The organism is Pseudomonas brassicae, from assembly GCF_010671725.1.
Lineage (GTDB): Bacteria > Pseudomonadota > Gammaproteobacteria > Pseudomonadales > Pseudomonadaceae > Aquipseudomonas > Aquipseudomonas brassicae.
The window spans coordinates 1-1,037 of sequence record NZ_JAAHBU010000596.1; the positions used below are offsets into that span (position 1 = coordinate 1).

The 1,037-nt window shown below is 66.2% G+C and carries 2 protein-coding genes; both read right to left on the reverse strand.

The window, feature by feature from the left end:
- Window positions 1-27: 27 nt before the first annotated feature.
- Window positions 28-654 (reverse strand): maleylacetoacetate isomerase, encoded by a 627-nt coding sequence (gene maiA / locus G3436_RS26455; RefSeq protein WP_163951288.1) that lies wholly within the window; start codon window positions 652-654, stop codon window positions 28-30.
- Between the two features lie 12 nt (window positions 655-666).
- Window positions 667-1,037: fumarylacetoacetate hydrolase family protein (locus tag G3436_RS26460; RefSeq protein ID WP_178116625.1), on the reverse strand; the 371-nt coding region annotated here is incomplete at its 5' end.

The window sequence follows — 1,037 nt, forward strand, 5'->3', positions numbered from 1 at the left end:
TTGCCAGCGAAGGGGCCCGCGCAATGCTCAGGGAGTGTCGGGCTGGCGCGAAGGATGCGCCTGCACAAACGCATCATGCGCCTCGGCCAACGCCGCCACGCGACGAATGCGCGGCCATCCCGACAGGTCGATATTGAAGCGCTCGGCCGCATACAACTGCGGGATCAGGTACACGTCCGCCAGCCCCGGCGCATCGCCGAAACAGAACCCCGTGTCACCAATCAACTGCTCCACCGCCGCCAGCCCCTGGGTGATCCAGTGGCCGATCCAGGCATTCACCTGGCTGTCGTCATGCCCCAGCGCACGCAGCTGGTTCAACACGCTGACGTTGTGCAACGGATGCACATCGCAGCCGATCAGCGCCGCCACGCCACGCGCCTGCGCACGCAGCACCGGCGCGGCCGGCAGCAACGCCGGCTGTGGATACACCTCTTCCAGGTACTCGATGATCGCCGGCGACTGCACCAGCAATTCGCCCGAATCGATGCGCAGTGCCGGCACCCGCCCTTGCGGGTTCAACGCCAGGAACGCGGCCTGGCGCTGCTCGCCCTTGAGCAGGTTGACCGGCAGCGCCTGGTAATCCAGCTGCTTGAGGGCCAACGCAATACGCAGCCGGTACGACGAGGTCGAACGGTAATAGGTATACAGCTCCATCGCCCTACCCTCTCACTTGGCCGGCAGGATCTTGCCGCGGCACTCGCCAAAGCCGATCGAGGCCATGCCTTCGCGCGTGCAGCGTGCGCGCAGGATGATCTCGTCACCGTCTTCGAGGAACTTGCGCACCTCGCCACTGGCCAGCTCGACCGCCACTTTGCCGCCCTGGGTGATTTCCAGCAGGCTGCCGAACTGACCCGGCTGGGCGCCCGACAGCGTGCCCGAGCCGAACAGATCGCCCGGCTGCAGCTGGCAGCCATTGACGCTGTGGTGCGCAACCATCTGCGCCACGGTCCAGTACATGCTCAGGGTGTTGCTCAGGGTCAGGCGGTGCGCCGGCAGGTTCTGCTCGCGCATGCGCTCGGTCAGCAGCAGCACTTCGA

What these genes read in the sequence shown, in the direction of transcription:
- maiA (WP_163951288.1), bottom strand. Translation starts at nt 654, where the DNA reads ATGGAGCTGTATACCTATTACCGTTCGACCTCGTCGTACCGGCTGCGT.